Source organism: Geomobilimonas luticola (assembly GCF_018476905.1).
In the GTDB taxonomy this organism is placed as follows: domain Bacteria; phylum Desulfobacterota; class Desulfuromonadia; order Geobacterales; family Geobacteraceae; genus Geomobilimonas; species Geomobilimonas luticola.
On sequence record NZ_JAHCVK010000014.1, the window covers coordinates 21575 to 36032 of the forward strand.

At 61.4% G+C, this 14458-nt stretch carries 12 protein-coding genes; 7 read left to right on the forward strand and 5 right to left on the reverse strand.

Going from position 1 to position 14458, the window contains the following annotated elements; all coding sequences use genetic code 11:
* Positions 1–147: 147 nt before the first annotated feature.
* The 7 genes from KI810_RS16535 (at position 148) to KI810_RS16565 (ending at position 8646) form a co-directional block, all read left to right on the forward strand.
* Positions 148–1401 carry a peptidase U32 family protein gene (locus tag KI810_RS16535; protein ID WP_214176676.1) on the forward strand — a complete coding sequence of 418 codons (1254 nt, stop codon included), beginning with the start codon at positions 148–150 and terminating at the stop codon, positions 1399–1401.
* Positions 1402–1524: 123 nt separating this feature from the next.
* On the forward strand, positions 1525–3186 hold the full coding sequence (locus KI810_RS16540; RefSeq protein ID WP_214176677.1) for a glycosyltransferase family 39 protein: 1662 nt from the start codon (positions 1525–1527) through the stop codon (positions 3184–3186).
* 86 nt (positions 3187–3272) lie between these two features.
* Positions 3273–4436, forward strand: coding sequence for a DegT/DnrJ/EryC1/StrS family aminotransferase (locus tag KI810_RS16545; RefSeq protein WP_214176678.1), 1164 nt, complete (start codon positions 3273–3275; stop codon positions 4434–4436).
* Positions 4437–4450: 14 nt separating this feature from the next.
* Entirely contained in the window at positions 4451–5401 is a 951-nt protein-coding gene (locus tag KI810_RS16550) for a glycosyltransferase (protein WP_214176679.1), read from the forward strand.
* A gap of 108 nt (positions 5402–5509) precedes the next feature.
* Positions 5510–6418 carry a formyltransferase gene (locus KI810_RS16555; protein ID WP_214176680.1) on the forward strand — a complete coding sequence of 303 codons (909 nt, stop codon included), beginning with the start codon at positions 5510–5512 and terminating at the stop codon, positions 6416–6418.
* 74 nt (positions 6419–6492) lie between these two features.
* Complete coding sequence (locus tag KI810_RS16560) at positions 6493–7533, forward strand: bifunctional UDP-4-keto-pentose/UDP-xylose synthase (protein ID WP_214176681.1); 1041 nt, start codon at positions 6493–6495, stop codon at positions 7531–7533.
* A 192-nt stretch (positions 7534–7725) separates the two neighbouring features.
* A complete protein-coding gene (locus KI810_RS16565) occupies positions 7726–8646 on the forward strand; it encodes a 4-deoxy-4-formamido-L-arabinose-phosphoundecaprenol deformylase (RefSeq protein ID WP_214176682.1) in 921 nt (306 codons plus the stop codon).
* A gap of 374 nt (positions 8647–9020) precedes the next feature.
* Here the strand turns inward: KI810_RS16565 and KI810_RS16570 are convergent, their stop codons facing one another.
* From KI810_RS16570 to recO, 5 genes are all read right to left on the reverse strand, one after another.
* Positions 9021–9722, reverse strand: coding sequence for a response regulator (locus tag KI810_RS16570; RefSeq protein ID WP_214176683.1), 702 nt, complete (start codon positions 9720–9722; stop codon positions 9021–9023).
* A gap of 45 nt (positions 9723–9767) precedes the next feature.
* Entirely contained in the window at positions 9768–11078 is a 1311-nt protein-coding gene (locus KI810_RS16575; RefSeq protein ID WP_214176684.1) for an enoyl ACP reductase FabMG family protein, read from the reverse strand.
* 164 nt (positions 11079–11242) lie between these two features.
* Positions 11243–12037, reverse strand: a complete 795-nt coding sequence (gene lpxA, locus KI810_RS16580; protein ID WP_214176685.1) for an acyl-ACP--UDP-N-acetylglucosamine O-acyltransferase — start codon at positions 12035–12037, stop codon at positions 11243–11245.
* Positions 12038–12104: 67 nt separating this feature from the next.
* Positions 12105–13451 (reverse strand): replicative DNA helicase, encoded by a 1347-nt coding sequence (gene dnaB, locus KI810_RS16585; RefSeq protein ID WP_214176686.1) that lies wholly within the window; start codon positions 13449–13451, stop codon positions 12105–12107.
* A 66-nt stretch (positions 13452–13517) separates the two neighbouring features.
* The gene (gene recO, locus KI810_RS16590; protein WP_214176687.1) at positions 13518–14282 is read right to left on the reverse strand and encodes a DNA repair protein RecO; all 765 of its coding nucleotides are present in this window, start codon (positions 14280–14282) and stop codon (positions 13518–13520) included.
* Positions 14283–14458: the final 176 nt, after the last annotated feature.

The window sequence follows — 14458 nt, forward strand, 5'->3', positions numbered from 1 at the left end:
CCCCTCCTTATCAAAAACTGAACATAATAAATGCCATTTCCCCATTTTTGTCAAGAACAAAGCGCCTTTTCGGGTTTATCTGACGCCGTCGATGTGTTACTATCCCGGCATGTTTTCCGACCGCTTTACCCACCCCAGGAAGTTGCAATGACCAAACCGGAACTGCTTGCCCCGGCAGGCAACATGGAAAAACTGAAAATCGCGATTCACTACGGGGCCGATGCCGTCTACCTGGGGGGGAAGGCCTATGGTCTGAGAAACCATGCCGACAACTTCACCCTGGAGGAACTGGCAGACGCCGTCGCCTATGCCCACCACCACCGGGTCAAGGTCTACCTGACCGTCAACGCCTATCCCGACAATGCCGACATCGACGGCCTCTACCGCTACCTGGAATCCCTGCGGGACATCCCCCTCGACGCCTGCATCGCCGCCGACCCGGGGGTCGTCGCCATGCTCCGGGAGGTCGCGCCGGCCCGCCCCATCCACCTCTCCACCCAGGCCAACACCACCAACTGGAAGAGCGCCCTCTTCTGGCAGGATCAGGGGATCAGCCGGATCAACCTGGCCCGTGAATTGTCGCTGGACGACCTGCGCCAGGTCCGGGAGCGGGTCGGCCTGGAACTGGAGGCCTTCGTCCATGGCGCCATGTGCATCTCCTACTCGGGTCGCTGTCTTCTCTCCAGCGTCATGAGCGGCCGGCCGGCCAACAAGGGGGAGTGCTCCCATCCCTGCCGCTGGAGCTACGCCCTGGTGGAGGAGACCCGGCCCGGCCAGTATTTTCCCGTCATGGAGGACGAGACCGGCACCTTCATCTTCAACTCCAAGGACCTCTGCCTCCTCCCGTACATCCCCGAACTGGTGGAAAGCGGCATCAACTCCCTCAAGATCGAGGGGAGGATGAAAGGGATACACTACGTGGCGGCGGTGGTCCGGGTCTACCGGGAGGCGCTCGACCGCTACTGCGACAACCCGGAAAACTACCGCTGCCGGCCGGAGTGGCTCGACGAGCTCTGCAAGATCAGCCACCGGGGGTATACCACCGGCTTCTTCCTCGGACCGCCCCGGGACCTCGACCATGAATACCGTTCCCGCTACGTGAGGAGCCACGATTTCGTCGGTGTCGTGGAAGAGGTCCGGGTAGACGGCTCCCTCGGCATCGAAGCACGCAACCGGATCGAGCGTGGGGACGAACTGGAATTCATCGGCCGCGGCATGACCGGCGGCACGTACCGGCTGACGGAGCTCTGGAGCTCCGACGGCACGCCGATTACCGTCGCCCACCCCAACCAGAGAATCACGCTCCGGGTGCCATTCCCCGCAGAAAAGTACGACCTGATCCGCCGGGCAAAGGATGCGGCAGAACCGGTCCCTCCTCGGCAGGACAAGGGACCGATGTGACACGAATGGACACGCGCAGTACCATGCAAAGAGCGTTTATCACTTGTTTTCACCCTCCCCCCCGGGGTCCTCGGTGGTTGAACGCTTTGGGATCAATCCGCTTCTAACAAGGAACCTTCACCCATGAAATTCATCACCGACTTCCTCACCGCCAAGGAGAGCTCCGCCAGAAAGGACCTGGGGGCACTCCTCGTCATCTTCGGCGTGGCGTTTTTCCAGTTCCTCGGCCATCTCCCCCTCTTCGAACCGGACGAGGCCCGCTACGCGGAGATACCGCGGGAAATGCTGGAGAGGGGCGACTTCATCACCCCCATGCTCAACTACGTCAAGTACTTCGAGAAACCCCCCCTCCTCTACTGGCTCAATGCCCTCTCCCTCTCCCTTTTCGGGGAGAACGAGTTCGCCGCCCGCTTTGCCTGCGCCCTGGCGGGACTGCTCACGGTTCTCCTCACCTATCACGTGGGACGCACCCTCTTCGGGCGGCGGGAAGGTCTTTTCGCCGCCCTGATCCTGGGCACCTCCACCGGTTTCCTCATCCAGGCGCGGATCAACCTGACCGACATGCTTGTCACCTTCTGCATGACCGCCTGTCTCGGCTGCTTCGCCATTGCGGTCCGCGACAACGAGCCGCGCCGGGGGCTCTACTGCCATCTCGGCTACCTTTTCGCCGCCCTGGCGGTCCTCGCCAAGGGGCTCATCGGCATCGTCTTCCCCGGCGCCATCATCTTCCTCTACCTGCTCCTCGGCAAACGCTGGCAACTCCTCAAGGAGATGCGCCTGGTGACCGGTACCCTCCTCTTTCTCCTGGTGAGTGCCCCCTGGTTCATCCTCGTCTCCCAGCGTAATCCTGAGTTCGCCCGGTTCTTCTTCATCCACGAGCACTTCCAGCGCTTCACCAGCAAGGTACACGGCCGCTACCAGCCCCCCTGGTTCTTCATCCCGGTCCTGCTCGGCACCATGCTCCCCTGGTCGTTCTTCATCCCGACCGGCCTGAGGGGGGTGTGGCGGGAGCGGCTCAGCGTGACCGGACGCCATGCCCTCTACCTGGCCATCTGGGCCATCTTCATCTTCGTCTTTTTCTCCAAGTCCGATTCCAAGCTGGTTCCCTACATCCTCCCCGTCTTCCCCCCCCTCGCCCTCCTCATGGGGAGGGAATTCGTCCGGCAACTGGACGGACCTGACCGGTTCATGCGCATCCAGGGGTACGTTCTGGCCGCCATCCTGATCATTCTCGGGGTTGGCGTCTGCATCTACCCCTATTTTCCCAAGGCAAAGGACCTCTCCCCCCTGGAGGGGCTCGTCACCGGCTCGATCTTTCTCGTTGAAGGAGTAGCGGCCCTTGCCATGAGTCGCCGTGGCAATCTTGCCTCCCTCTTCCTAGCGCTCTGTTTCTGCGCCTACCTGCTGGGGATTGTCGGTCCCATCTCCCTCATGGACAACGTGGCGACGAGGAAGTCCAGCAAAGATCTCTGCCTGATCGTGAAGGAAGCGGCGGGCCCGGACGCCGTCATCGCCTCCTTCGGCCATGAGCAGGGGCTGCCGTTCTATACCCACCGGCGGGTGGTCACCGTCGGCGGCATGGGAGAACTGGAGTTCGGCAGCAAACAGGGGGACCAGTCCGCCTGGTTCATGGATCCCACGCAGTTCAGCCGGGTATGGGACGGCCCCAAACAGGTATTCCTGCTGCTCAGGGACAACCATATCAACGAGTTTCGCCCACTGGTAAAGACCCCCATCCGGGAACTGGGCCGCAACAAGAAGAAGGTGCTTGTTACCAACCGTTAATGGCCCCTCTGTTTCGGAAAATTGTTTGCGCGGCCTGCGGTTTTGTGCCATAAATACCAAGTTATTTCACCTGCCGGAGGCCCTTCGTGCGCACGGATTTTCTCCCCTTTTCCCGCCCCACCATAGAAGACGCAGAGATCAACGAGGTCGTGGACTCCCTCCGCTCCGGCTGGATCACCACCGGCCCCAAGGTGAAGCGCTTCGAGGAGGAGTTCAGGTCCTACGTGGGAGCACCCTACGCGGTCCCCCTCAGTTCGGCTACCGCCGGGCTCCACCTGACCCTCCTCGCCCTGAAGATACGGGAGGGGGACGAGATCATCACCACCCCCATGACCTTTGCTTCCACGGTCAGCATCTGCGTCCTCTGCGGGGCAAAACCGGTGCTGGTGGATATCGAGCCGGGAACCCTCAACATCGACGCCGCGAAAATCCGCGCAAAGATCACGGAGCGGACCCGTGCCGTCATCCCGGTCCACTTCGCCGGCCAGTCCTGCGACATGGACCCCATCTTCGCCCTGGCGAAGGAGTTCGGCCTCGCCATTATCGAGGACGCGGCCCATGCCGCCGGCACCGAGTACAAGGGGCAACGGATCGGCTCCCTGGACTCCGTCTCCATCTTCTCTTTCCACCCCAACAAGAACATCACCACCGGCGAGGGGGGAATGGTCTGCACGCCGGACGAGGCGCTGGCGGAGGAGATATCCCTCCTTAAATTCCACGGCATGAACCGGGAGGCGTGGAAGCGGTTCGCCGCCAGCGGCACCCCCAACTACGACATCATGCTTCCCGGCTTCAAGTACAACATGATGGACATCCAGGCGGCCATCGGCATCCACCAGCTCCCCCGGCTGGACGGTTTCATCGACCGGCGAACGGCAATCGCCGAATTCTACAACCGGGAACTGGCCGACACGGCAGAACTGGCCCTCCCCGCGTACGCCCCCTACGAACAGCGTCACGCCTGGCACCTCTATACACCGCTGGTCCGGATCGAACACCTCACCATCGACCGGGACACCTTCATGGCCGAGTTGAAGAAGGAAAATATCGGCACCGGCCTCCACTACAAGGCGATCCACCACCACGAGTACTACCGTAATACGCTGAACATAGCCCCCGGCGAACTCCCCAACGCCGATTACGCCTCGGACCGGATACTGTCGCTCCCCCTCTTCCCGCTCATGACCATGGATGACGCCCGGGACGTGGTGGAAGGGGTGAAGAACGTAATCGCCAAATTCAGGAAATGAGGTAAGGTTATCCCATGTCCGACAAGCCTTACATCACCGTCGTCGTCCCCGTCTACAACGAGGAACCAAACCTCCACCCCCTCTTCGAGCGGATCTACCCGGTCATGCAGCGGATGGGACGCCCCTTCGAGATCATCTTCACCGACGACGGGAGCCGGGACCGCTCCATCGAGATCCTCAAGGAACTGGCCCACAGCTGCCCCGAAGTACGGGTGATCGAGTTGAACGGCAACTTCGGCCAGCACATGGCGATCCTCGCCGCCTTCGAGATAAGCCGCGGCGACATCGTCATCACCCTCGACGCAGATCTGCAGAACCCGCCGGAGGAGATTCCCAAGCTGGTGACGGAGATCGAGAATGGTCACGACGTGGTGGGGAGTGTGCGCCAGAAGCGGCAGGACACCTTCTTCCGCAAATTCGCCTCCCGGATCGTCAATGTCACCACCAACAAGATGACCGGCATGCGGATGAGCGACTACGGCTGCATGCTCCGCGCCTACCACCGGAACGTGGTGGACAACATCAACCGCTGCCAGGAGACCACCACCTTCATTCCGGCCCTGGCCCAGACCTTCGCCTCGAATCCGGGAGAGGTACCGGTCGCCCATGCCGAACGGGCCGAGGGGGAGAGCAAGTATTCCCTCTACCGGCTGATACGGCTCAATTTCGACCTCATGACCGGCTTTTCCGTGGTGCCGCTCCAGCTCTTCGCCCTGATGGGAATCCTCACCTCGCTCTCCTCGGTCCTCTTCGCCCTCTTCCTCATCGTGCGACGGCTCCTGGTCGGCTCCGAAGTGGAAGGGGTGTTCACCCTCTTCGCCATCCTCTTCTTCTTCATCGGCATCATCATCTTCGGCATCGGCCTGGTGGGGGAATACGTGGGGAGGATCTACCAGGAAGTGAGGAAGCGGCCGCGCTATGTGGTACGGCGGGTGCACGGGCAAGAAAACAAAAAGCAGAATTAACAGGGATGAACAGGATAGACAGGATAAAGTCAAAATCCTTTAGAAGGCAATCCGACAAATTTCTTTCATCCTGATCATCCTGAATATCCCTGTTAGAAAAGGTTTTATATGTCTTCTGTTGTCGTCTGCGCCTATCACAATGTCGGTTACCGCTGCCTGGAGGAACTGCTCCGCCAGGGAGCTGACGTCCGGCTCATCTTTACCCACGAGGACTCCCCCACGGAGGAGATATGGTTCGAGTCGGTGCGGGAGCTTGCGGAACGCCATAAGATTCCGTACCTGACCACCGATATCAACGAGCCGGCAAACGTGGAGCGGCTCAGGGAAATGGCCCCCGACTTTCTCCTCTCCTTCTACTACCGGAACATGATCAAGCCCCAGGTGCTGGAACTGGCGCGGCGCGGCGCCCTCAACCTCCACGGCTCGTACCTTCCCCGCTACCGCGGTCGCGTGCCGGTCAACTGGGCAGTAATCAACGGCGAGGCGGAAACCGGCGCGACCCTCCACTACATGGTGGAGAAGCCCGACGCCGGCGACATCGTGGATCGGGAAAAGGTCGCGATTGCCTTCACCGATACCGCCTTCGACGTCTTCAACAAGGTGACTGATGCAGCGGTGACGGTCATCGGCCGGACATGGCCGAAGCTCGTGGACGGCACGGCCCCCCGCATCCCCATGGATCTGAAGGCGGGGAACTACTGCGGCGGCAGGAAACCGGCCGATGGCCTTATCGACTGGACGCGGAGCGCCGTGCAGATCTACAACCTGATCCGCGGCGTCACCCATCCCTATCCGGGTGCATTCACCCACCTGGAGGGGCGAAAAGTGATCGTCTGGCAGGCGTGGCCGGTGGAGGGAGCGGGCGAACCTGGCCGGGTCGTCTCCGCGAATCCGCTCCTCGTCGGTACCGGCGAAGGGCTGTTGGAAATCAGGTCGCTTCAGGTGGAAGGAGAGGAAGAGTCTTCTGCTGTCGCTTTTGTAGGAAAACGAACCGTTGCCATAGAATGTTTCCAATAAATCACCGGTTTCGAGACAGCGCCACATGCAAGGAGCGTGAGGCCAGTTATCGGAGCCGTACCAAGGAGAAATGAGTGAAAGTCCTCATCTTAGGCGTAAATGGATTTATCGGCAATGCCCTCACCCACCGCATCCTCACCACCACCGACTGGGAGGTCTTCGGCCTGGACATGGCCTGCGACAAACTTGAGCGCTCCCTCGGCGATCCCCGCTTCCACTTCCTGGAGGGGGATATAACCATCAACAAGGAGTGGATCGAGTACAACATCAAGAAGTGCGACGTGGTGCTCCCTCTGGTAGCCATCGCCACCCCCGTTACCTACGTGAAGGACCCGCTCCGGGTCTTCGAGCTCGACTTCGAGGAGAACCTGAAGATCATCCGCCAGTGCGTCAAGTACAAGAAGCGGGTCATCTTCCCCTCCACCTCCGAAGTCTACGGCATGAGTCCGGACCGGGAGTTCGACGAGGAGAGTTCCCCCCTCATGCTCGGCCCCATCAACAAGGAGCGGTGGATCTATTCCTGCGCCAAGCAGATGCTCGACCGGGTCATCTACGCCTACGGCGCCCACGAAGGGCTTCGCTACACCCTGTTCCGCCCCTTCAACTGGATCGGCCCCAAGCTCGACTCCATCAGCACCGCCAAGGAGGGGAGCTCCCGGGTCCTCACCCAATTCCTCTACAATATCCTGGCGGGAGAACCGATCCAGCTGGTGGACGGCGGCAGCCAGCGCCGCTCCTTCACCTTCGTGGAGGACGGCATCGGCGCCCTGATGAAAATCATCGCCAACGAGAACGGCTGCGCCGACGGCGGCATCTTCAACATCGGCAACCCGGGGAACGACCTCTCCGTCAGGGAACTGGCAGAGAAGCTCATCACCCTAGTGAAGGAGTACCCTGCCTACCGGGAGCGGGCCGAAGCATGCAAACTCGTGGAGGTATCGTCCGGGACCTTCTACGGCAAGGGGTACCAGGACATGCTGACCCGCGTCCCCTCCGTCAAAAACGCCAAAACCCGTCTCGGCTGGGAGCCGACCACCGACATCGACGACGCGCTCCGGAAGACCCTGGATTTCTACCTGGTCGAAGAGCGAGAGAAGATCGAGCACCTGCTGTAACTTCTTCCGGTACTCTCTATGATCTGACATGACAAAGGCCGCTCTCCGGATGGAAGCGGCCTCACTGCCCCGAACAATCTGCCACCCCCCCTGCCGGAAAACTCTTGTATTTCCGTCCATGTAAAGGTAGAGTGAGCCGGCAGCCGGAACCGACCGGCGACCTTATCCTACCGTCATTCCCTTAACGAACCCATGGACAAGCCCGTCATAGCCCTGAAAGTAGACGTCGACACCTTCGTCGGTACCCGCGACGGCGTGCCGAACCTGCTCGCCATTCTGGAGCGGTTCGGCATCAGGGCCACCTTCTATTTCTCCATGGGACCGGACAACTCGGGAAAGGCGATCCGCCGCATCTTCCGTCCCGGTTTCCTGAAGAAAATGTTCCGCACCAAGGCCCCCTCGATGTTCGGCCTGCGGACCCTCCTCTCCGGCACCATCCTCCCGCCGCCGATCATCGCTGCCAAACTCCCCCACATTCTGAAGGAAACCGAGCGGGCCGGGCACGTGGTGGGGATCCACTGCTGGGACCACGTGAAGTGGCACGACTACCTCCCCTGGTTCCCCAAGCCGGTTACCGCCATGGAACTGGGAAAGGCAAGCGCCCTCTACCAGGAGGTGCTCGGCCACCGGGCCCTGACCACCGCCGCGCCGGGGTGGACGGTCTCCGCCGATTCCCTGGAGGTGCAGGACGCCATGCATCTTTCCTACTGCAGCGACTGCCGGGGCACCCATCCCTTTTACCCGGTCATGGACGGGAGGACCTTCCGCACCCTCCAGATCCCCACCACCTGGCCCACCATGGATGAACTCCTGGGGGAGAACGGCATCACCCCCGAAACCATCAACGACCACTACCTCACCCTGCTCAAGCCAGGGCTCAACGTCCACACGATCCACACCGAGTTCGAGGGGATGGCGATGGCGCCAGTCTTCACCGACCTCCTCGCCCGGCTCACCGACCGGGGAGTCCGCTTCGTCACCCTCGCCGAGGTGGCGGAGGAAGCAGCGTCTTCCGCCCCCGGCGCTCCCCTCGCCATGGCCGAGATCGCCGGCCGAGCCATGCCGGTGGCTGTTCAGGGTAACCAGCCGTATGAAACGAATAACGTCAATTGAACGCTGATTAACGCCGATAACAGCGGATTAACACCGATGATACACATAGACGAAACCTTGCCAACAGGTTCTGAATCAGCGTAAATTCGACACATTCTTCATGGGGAAAGTGGAAACGTGCTGGTGGAGTGTCGGAAGTGGAGGGAGAGACCGAGCGGCAGCGAACACCCGCCGGAAGTTTCCACGAAGGCATCCACAGAAAACTGCAGTGTCGCCCGTTTTGAAATAGAGCTGGACAAGGTTCGCAGCGGAGGACTCGACCGTAGCGGACGGGACTCCGCCAGCACGTCAATTCGCTATTGTTAAGAAGGCTCGCAAAAAAAGGGGGACCGCATGGTCCCCCTTTCCCGTTATTAGCTAATCCCGCGAATCCTTCAGCCGCCGGCCCCTGTCATGAAAGCGCGAACGGCGACGGCCGATTCCTCGGTCATGGCAATGAACTCAACCCCGAACCCCTCGGGGAGACTACCCTTCAGCCGCGTGCTCCCGCCGTTCACCCAGGCGACCCGCCCCTTGGTCTGGACCACCGACCCCTTCCCGTCCGGCAGGGCAAAGACCAGGTCCATGGTCGTCCCCAACTCCACCGCGCAGGTGGCCGCCACATAGACGCCGTGCTCGCTCATGTTCACCACGTCGCCGGAAAGGGTGATACCGAAGACCCGGAACTTGACCTTGGCTGCACAGGGAACCCGCTTGTCCCGTCGGTCGACGCTCGGAATGAAGTGACGCGCCTTGTCAAGAAAGAGGTTGCGGTCGATGGGCTTGGTCAGATAATCGTCGCACCCCGCCTTGATGCAGAGGACCCGGTCTTCCTCTTTCCCGTCGGCGGTCAGCATGACCACCGGTATGGACTTGAGGGCCGGATCGGCCTTGATGCGCGCACAGCATTCGTCCCCCCCCATGTTCGGCATGTGCAGGTCCATAAAGACGAGGGCGGGCATTTCCCGACGGACGACTTCCAGCGCCTTCGCGCCGTCGCTGGCCGTCAGCACGTGAACGGAGGAGAGCTTGAGGAACCCTTTCATCAGCTCCAGGAACAAGTTGACGTCATCGACCAGCAGCACCTTCTGGGGCATAAACGGGCGTCACCTTTTGTGGATTGGGTATGATCGACTACGTTTTCAGTCCGCCTGCAACCGGCGGGCAATCACGTCATGGTTCAGCCAGAAAACCGGGGCGGCCGGCGCCCATGCCGCATCGAACATGAGCCGGCCGACACCGCTGAAAACCGCCCGGGAAAGGACGCCACAGACGATCTCCTTCGGGTTGGCGTTCATCCCCAGGAGTTCCTCCGAACAGCCGAGCATCAGTTCCGCCAGTTCCGGCGTGTTGTGGAGCGGCCAGCCGGCGTAGTCGCCAAAGGGAGCCAGGACCGGTGAAGCAAGGTAGTCGTTCGCCTTCTCCAGGATATCCCTGACGCCGGCGTCCGGCTTCAGCAGCGCCTGGCACTCTTGCCGGACCTGCTCGGCCGCCTTGCCGTTCCCCTCCTTCTCCAGGGCCGCCAGGAGCGGATAGAGGGATATCTCCACGCCGAGGAAGAGGGCGCTGGAATTGGTCAGTATCTCCGGGCAGTTGAACACCGTCGCCCGCACCCCCTCGTTCCAGGCGGCCGTGGCCACATCCTCCAGGCGCACCTTGGCCCACCCCTGCAGGTAGGGGGTATAGGTCTGCCAGGTGTAGCGACCGTTGACGAGCACTTCGCAACCGTGATAGCCATAGGCAACGTAACTCACCCGGGCACCGGCAGCCGTGTTGCGTTTCCGGATGGCAACTGTGGCATCGATGAGGTAGCGGAACGTGTCAGCGGTCACCTCGTCGAAGGAGAGCTGGCAGAGCCGCCCCAGTTCAGAATTCCAGAAAGTCTCCGAGCTGATGAAGCGCTCCCCCTGCCCCTTGAACACCTTGTTCAGCAGTGGCATGAAAATCCGCGCCCGGGGGATTCCCCCCGCCATGGAATGGGCAAACAGAACACTGGCCCCAGCGGGGATGAGCCGCTCCAGTTCCTCCGCCACCTTCCCCATGTTGGCGGTGAAGCGCCGGATGCCCGACTGGCGGGACGCCTCGATCCCCTCCCAGTTCAGCCGGACAGACTCCCACTCGTCCGTCTTTACCCCCTTCAGCTGGTCCAAGGGGGTAGTGCCGCTGCCGTCCGGCTCCATATCGAAACCGGCCTCAAGCGGGACGTTGATGATCTTCCCCCCCAGGTTCGCTTCCGCTTCCGCCAGCTCGGCGTCGTTCAGCGGTCGGAGCGTCCCGTCGGCGTCACGCCGCCCAACGGTGGTGCCGATGATGGTCATGCCGGCCCGGCGCGCCTCGTCGATGATGCCGTTGGCGTAGCCCCGGCCGAACAGCTCGCCGCAAAGGACGAACATGTCCCCCGCCTTGTAGCCGGCCTTGGCCGGCAGTTCCCGCATGGGGTTGTAGGTTGTCATGGGTAACCCTTTCCTTTCAAACTTATAGATACCGCAAACTTTTCAGGAACGAGAGATTTTTCGTCCTGGCAAGGCTGTCGAGGGAGAGTGCGGAGGCGTACTGGAGGTACGCCGCACAAACGAACCTGAAGACTTACGCAGCCAGGGCGAAAAAGATCCGTTCCCTAGTCGAAATCGCCTACTGCCTGTCCTTTTCCGAAGCACACCCCCCGCTTGGAGGCCTTGATGAAATCGAGCAGATGCCGCACGTCGTCGGTCACCTCCAGCTCCGCCTCCACCTTGGCCACGGCGTTGGGCATGTTGAGACCGCTCCGGAACAGGACGGCAAAGGCGTTCTTGATGGCCCGGACCCGCTTCTGGTCGTAACCGTTGCGCCGCAACCCCACCAGGTTGAGGGTCTTGACGGTGTGGGTTTCGTCCATGATGCAGAAAGGGGGAACGTCGCGGGAAGTGCGGGAGAGGCCGCGCATCATGGCGAACCCGCCGATGCGGCAGAACTGGTGGACCACGCAGTTGCCGGAGATGATGGCCCGGTCCGCCACCTCGACGTGTCCGGCAAGGAGCGAGCCGCCGGCGACGATGATGTTGTTCCCCAGGATGCAGTTGTGGGCCACGTGGGACTGGATCATGAGGAAGTTCTCGTTGCCGACCACGGTTTTCGTCCCGGCGCGGTTCCCACGGTGGATGGTGGCATACTCCCGGATGATGTTGCCGTTCCCCAGCTCCAGGTAGCTTTCCTCGCCGTGGTAGCCGAAATCCTGGGGATCATGGCCGACGATGGCACCGTAGTGGATGGTGTTGTTGCTGCCGACCGTGGTCCAGGGACCGATGACCGCGTTGGCCATGACCCGGGTGCCGCTCCCCACCGACGAATGGTCGCCGACGATGACGTTGGGGCCGATCTCCGCATCCGGTGCGATGACCGCCGTTGCACTGATGCGGGCTGTTGAGTCTATCATGGTATACCTCGCAATTTTGGAGTAACGACCTTTCCCTGGTCCCCGATCACGGGTCCCCGGTCCCGGCCTAGTATTCTTCCCGCCGGCTCAGGTTCTCAAAGCGGGTATATTCACCCCGGAAAGCCAGATCGACTATCCCGATCGGTCCGTTACGCTGCTTGCCGATGATGATCTCCGCCTTCCCCTTCAGCTCCTCGTTCTCCTTCTCGTAGACCTCGCCACGATAGACGAACATGATCACGTCCGCATCCTGCTCGATGGCACCCGATTCCCGGAGATCGCTCATCATCGGCCGTTTGTCGGTGCGGCTTTCCAGTCCCCGGTTCAGCTGGGAAAGGGCCACCACCGGCACGTCGAGCTCCTTGGCAAGCGCCTTGAGGGAGCGGGAAATCTCGGAAATCTCCTGCTGGCGCGATTCGGGATTGGAGCCCCCCCGCATCAGCTGGAGGTAGTCGACCACGATCAAGGCAATGCCGTGTTCCGCCTTGAGGCGGCGGCACTTGGCCCGCATCTCCAGCACGGAGATGGCCGGGGTGTCATCGATGAATATCTTCGCCTCGTGCAGGTTCCCGGCCCCCCGGGCAAGCCGGTCCCAGTCGGAATCGATGAGATGGCCGGTGCGGAGCCGGCTGGCGTCGATGCGTGCCTCGGAACAGAGGAGACGGGTCACCAGCTGCTCCTTGCTCATCTCCAGGGAGAATACGGCAACCGGCTGCTGCTGGTCGGCATGGATCGCCGCATACTGGGCGATATTGAGGGCGAAGGCGGTCTTCCCCATGGAGGGGCGGCCGGCAATGATGATAAGGTCTCCGCGCTGAAAACCGGCGGTCTTCTCGTCCAGGTCCGTGAAGCCGGTCGGGACGCCGGTGATGTGCTCCTTCTTCTCATAGAGCTTCTCGATGTTCTTGATGGTATCCTTGAGGACGGCGCCGACCTGCACGAAGGCGGGACGGAGCTTGTTCTCCGATATCTCGAAGATTACCTTCTGGGCACCGTCCAGAAGCTTGTCCACCTCTACCTGCTCGTCGTACCCCTGGGTGACGATCTCGGTTGCCGCGGAGATCAGCTTGCGCACCACCGACTTTTCCTTGATGATCCTGCTGTAGTAGGCGATGTTCGCAGCGGTCGGCACATAATCGACGAGGGTGGCCAGATACGCGCCGCCACCGACCTCTTCCAGATCTCCCTTCTTCTTCAGGATGTCGGTCATGGTAATGAGGTCGCACGGCTCCCCACGCTCGCTGAGCTCGATCATTGCCCGCAGGAGCTTGCGGTGCGTCTCCCGGTAGAGATCATCAACTTCGAGTATCTCGATTACCCGGTTGATCGCATCGTTGTCGATGAGGATGCCGCCAAGGAGCGACATTTCCGCTTCGATACTCTGGGGGGGGAGTTTTCTCAGGTCTACTGCCATCGCCTCAATCCATAGCTTTTCTGGGGGAAAATCGAACGCATACTATAACCCGGCTCGCCGCGCCGGTCAACCAATTTGGACGGGACCGCCCGGCGCTTCTCCTTCGAGTTCACGGAGAAAAACAAGGGAATTGAGGGGGCGGCTCAGGTGGATGGCAATGCATGCGTCCAGGAGTTTCCCGGCCTCCGCCAGCGCCGGGGAGGGGAAATCGACGGCACCGAAGCGACCGGTGGCGAGGCAACGCTGGAGAAGGGATACCGTGGTGGCCGCAATCTGCGTGGCTCCGGTATCGCAGTTCCGGCAGAGAAGCCCGCCGGCAGCCGCACTGAAACCGAGCCGGCCGAGGCCGGCAAGATCCGCGCCGCAGCCGGCGCACTGTTCGAGCGCCGGCCGGTAGCCGAGAATATTCAGCAGGTTTAGCTCGAAAAAGCGCCGCGCTGATCCAACAGGGGGAGAGTGGTCAAGAAATTCGAGGAAGGCGGACAGGAGACGGAACAGGCGGGGATTGGTGACCCCCTCCGGGAGCAGGCGGTCCACCAGCTCACAGGCGTAACCGGCGCAGCCGATCCGGGCGAGGTCGGCACGAATACCGGCGAAGACGGTGAGAATGTCCGCACCCTGGACCTGCACCAGCCCCTCCTTCAGGCCGACCTGGAGGCGAAGGCGGGCAAAAGGCTCCAGCGCGCCGCCGAATCGCTGACGGCTCCGTTTCGCTCCCCGCGCTACCCCCCGCAGTTTGCCGTGCTCGTGACAGAAAAAAGTCACGAGGCGGTCAGCTTCCCGGTAGTCCGTAGCCCCGAGGATAATCGATTCGCATTCCGTTGTCCGCATGGGGCAAAAGTATCATCAGCGCGGACGACAGTCAATCACTTGCCCGGTGGCATCTTTCCATAAAAACAGAAAGGGCGCCCATTCTTCCGGCGCCCTCATCCATTCACCATTCACCATTCACCATTCACCATTCACCATTCACCATTCACCATTCACCATTCACCATTCACCATTCA

Bases quoted from the DNA above. Each gene is read 5' to 3' on its own strand.
- KI810_RS16535 (WP_214176676.1), top strand. From the start codon at position 148: ATGACCAAACCGGAACTGCTTGCCCCGGCAGGCAACATGGAAAAACTG.
- KI810_RS16540 (WP_214176677.1), top strand. From the start codon at position 1,525: ATGAAATTCATCACCGACTTCCTCACCGCCAAGGAGAGCTCCGCCAGA.
- KI810_RS16550 (WP_214176679.1), top strand. From the start codon at position 4,451: ATGTCCGACAAGCCTTACATCACCGTCGTCGTCCCCGTCTACAACGAG.
- KI810_RS16555 (WP_214176680.1), top strand. From the start codon at position 5,510: ATGTCTTCTGTTGTCGTCTGCGCCTATCACAATGTCGGTTACCGCTGC.
- KI810_RS16565 (WP_214176682.1), top strand. From the start codon at position 7,726: ATGGACAAGCCCGTCATAGCCCTGAAAGTAGACGTCGACACCTTCGTC.
- KI810_RS16570 (WP_214176683.1), bottom strand. From the start codon at position 9,722: ATGCCCCAGAAGGTGCTGCTGGTCGATGACGTCAACTTGTTCCTGGAG.
- KI810_RS16575 (WP_214176684.1), bottom strand. From the start codon at position 11,078: ATGACAACCTACAACCCCATGCGGGAACTGCCGGCCAAGGCCGGCTAC.
- lpxA (WP_214176685.1), bottom strand. From the start codon at position 12,037: ATGATAGACTCAACAGCCCGCATCAGTGCAACGGCGGTCATCGCACCG.
- dnaB (WP_214176686.1), bottom strand. From the start codon at position 13,451: ATGGCAGTAGACCTGAGAAAACTCCCCCCCCAGAGTATCGAAGCGGAA.
- recO (WP_214176687.1), bottom strand. From the start codon at position 14,282: ATGCGGACAACGGAATGCGAATCGATTATCCTCGGGGCTACGGACTAC.